At 23.1% G+C, this 3635-nt stretch carries 2 protein-coding genes; both read left to right on the forward strand.

The features are described 5' to 3' along the window. Positions 1-154: 154 nt before the first annotated feature. Positions 155-3331: an OTU domain-containing protein gene (locus D9R21_RS05015; protein ID WP_126821351.1), complete on the forward strand. Its 3177-nt coding sequence runs from the start codon at positions 155-157 to the stop codon at positions 3329-3331. Between the two features lie 4 nt (positions 3332-3335). Then, a partial coding sequence (locus D9R21_RS05020) for a lipoprotein (protein WP_158613904.1) occupies positions 3336-3635 on the forward strand: 300 nt, incomplete at its 3' end.

Genomic DNA, 3635 nt, shown 5'->3' on the forward strand with positions numbered 1-3635 from the left:
CTTGTTATTACAATCATAATTCCGATAATAATCATTCAAATTTTCCCATTTTCCTAAAATGTATTTAAAAGTGCTTGTATATATATATATATATATATATAATTATCAATAGAAATTGATAAAAAATTTCAAGGAAGAAAGGAAAATAAAAGTTATGAAAAAACTTTTAAGTTTATTAAGTGTATTAACAATTAGCGGAAGTGCTGTACCAACAATAATCGCCGCCAGTCCTTATCAAAATAAAAAAACAAATAATTTAAAAAAGATAATTAGAGTAAAAAGACAAAATAACAATGATAAATTAGAACCTTCTATTGATACAGAAAATGAAATTGGAGAAATAACAGAAGAAGGTTTATTATGAGGAAGAAATCATAAGTGCTATTTTATAAAATTAACTCCTATTTTTTGGCGAGAAATTATTAATTTATATAATAATTATTATGAGGAAGAATTTTCGAAGATAATTGAAAAAAAAATAAAAAAAGAATTTAAAGATTTTTTTGATATGAGTTATTCGGAATATAAAAATAATGATGGAAAACGCATTCTTATGCATCATTGAAGTTCAAATTATTTAGGTGAAATGATATATAACAATTGAAATAATATAAATAATGAATGAGAAAAAAGTAATAAAACCAAAAGAATACGAATTTTATTTAATTTTTATTCTTGAGAATCAACTCCAGACAATACTCGTTGAATGGAAATAAAATATATAGAGCGAACTTTTGAATGATACCACAATTATATTTCCGCAAATATTGAAAATAATTATGATGAATATGAAAATCGCTATGATTGAAATAATTATAATGATAATTATAAAATTAATAATTTAAAAAGTGATTTTAAAGATTTTAATAAATATTTAATAGATTTAGGCATAATTGATGATAATGAAAATAAAACAATCCTTGATTCTCTTCGAACACAAAATCGAAATTTAGATATTTCTCAATTAGAAATAATTAAAAAAGAAGACTACTCACAACTAAAAAAAAGAGCCTCTGCTCAAATAAAATTTAAAATTGAAAATAAAAGTGACAGATACCCTAAAATTTTTTTAAAACCTAAACTAGTTTTTATTACAAGAATAAAAATACAAGAAATTTCAAATCAAATTGAAAATGCTAACTTATTTCAACAATGAAATTCAAATTTTAATCAATGAAAAAACGAAAAAATTCGCCAAATAATAGAAGATGTTCCTAAATATGGACAGGACGAAAGAGGACAAGCTTTAGAAAGAACTTGAACAGGAGAGTTATTAACTCAAATTAATAATAATTTATTAAGTTTAAATCATATTTTAGAAACAATTGATAATAGATTTCAAATACATGAATTAAATAACACCATAGAACAAGAAGTAAAAAATTTAAAAGAAAATATTAATAATCTTAGAAACGACATTAATGAAATTAGAGGTGAAATTTGAAAAATCACAAATCCTGATTATGATAAAAAAATAAATTCATCATTATTTACATTCATAACTAGAATTAGTAAATATATTACCTTTTATTACTTTCCGACAATTTGAAGCTCAATTTTAATTTTTGATTCATTAAAAGAAATATTTTCTTTAATGACAAGTGATAAAAAAAATAATATTACAACTAAAAATAAAAATTCTAAAACAGATACACCTAATAATTTAGATAATAAAGAACGTGACTTTGATTATTCATTTCAAAATAAAATTAATGATGGTATTAAATTTTTATTAAATAATATAAATCAATATGATGTTCCTGCAGATGGTAGTTGTTTATTTTGATCCGTAGCAACGGCTTATTTATTGCCATTCAGAAATAATAATGAGGAATTCAGAACAAGATTTATTCAATTATTTGGTGAAGAAAAATTAATAAATTTATCACATATTCAAAATTTATTACAACAATTTAATTTAGAAAATCATAGCAATAATCAATTATGATATAATGACGAAACATCAATTAGATTAGTTACAAATGTCTTTCGTAATAGAGTTGTTAATTATATAATAGATAATTTAGATAATTCTACACAACAAATAAATTCTAGAATAAATCAGATTGAAACATTTCGAAATGCGATTCAGATTAGTGAAAATATAATTGATGTTAATGAATATTTAGAAGAAATGAGAAATACTACTGCATGGGGTGGGGAAATAGAAATATTAGGAATTAGTAACTTTTTAAATTCTAATATTAGTGTAAATAATAATAGCCTCTACCCCTATCAACCATTTAATCAAAATTCAAGTAATACAATAAATATATTTCATGTTAATGGAAATCATTATAATTTTGGTTTAGAAAATCAAAATATAAATAGAGCTGAAACAAATACTAATACAAGCACTAATAATAATATTAGAGGTGGAGGTCAATCACAATTAGACTATATTAATTTAAACCCATTACAACTACAAAATAATGAATATCATTTTTTAAATCAAGAAATAGAACAAAATAGTTTAAAAAATGATGAAAATTTAACAATTTATCTAATTAACAATGAAAATAAAATAGTTAAAAACTATAATTCACTTTCAAAAGAACAAAAACAACAAAAATTAAATGAAATTAATCAACATTATCAAAACTTATCTGAAAATAATAAAAAATTTTTTAAAGATAAATTAAAAACAATCGGTACATCGGCGATTGGCGCTGGAATTAGTGTAGTTGGAACAAAAATAACTCTTTCTAGCACCGCTACCACTAGCACTGTGGGTGCAGAAGCAATGGAAATGACACCACTATTATCAGAAGGAGGTTTAACAGCAGCTGAAACTTTATCAGTTACCGAAGGAACGGCGGTTGTTGCTACAGAAGGGGCAGTTATTGGAACAGAAGCTGTTACTGCGGCAGCATTAGCTCCCGAAACTTTAGGTTTATCATTAGTAATTGGGGGATTAGTAATTGCAGGAACTGCTATTCTTTGATGAATTAATTCTGATCATACAATAGTTAAACATGAATCACATAATCAATATAATGAAATTGAAAAATACTATAAATTTTTAGCTCATGATCAACTAAAATTAGATATTAATATCAATGAATGAAATAAAATTAAACAAATTTATCAAGAAAATTCAAATAATTATCAAGAATTTAAAAATAAAATCAAATCAGAAATTACTAATTTTCATAAAGAAGATCATAGTGGTTGGGGCGGATCAATTAATGATGAAGATATTAATACTTTAATTAATATTATTTACAATCATTTTCAAGAAATAAATAATCATTTTTTATCTAATCCTAATCATGGTTGAAAAATTATTACAAATACTGTAGGCAGTTATTTTATAATTGACGAAGAATAGGAAAATGAAAAAATTACTAAGCATAATAGGGGGAATTAGTTTAATTACTAGCGGAAGTAGCAATTTAATGGGTTGTAATAAAACTAAAAATACTAAAAAAAATGAAGATTTTAATAAAATAAAACATTGAGCCCCACAACAACCACCAGAAAATAGTAATTGAAAATTATTAATTGAAGGTGAAAGTGAAGAAATTAATCATATTTTAAAAACTTATATAGGATTAAAGTTAATTGGAAAAACGTGATTTATAAATACTTGAAAAGGTAAACAATTAAAACCTGATACTTGAAATATTTTTGGT

Origin of the sequence: Spiroplasma endosymbiont of Megaselia nigra (assembly GCF_003987485.1) — a bacterium.
GTDB lineage: Bacteria > Bacillota_I > Bacilli_A > Mycoplasmatales > Mycoplasmataceae > Spiroplasma.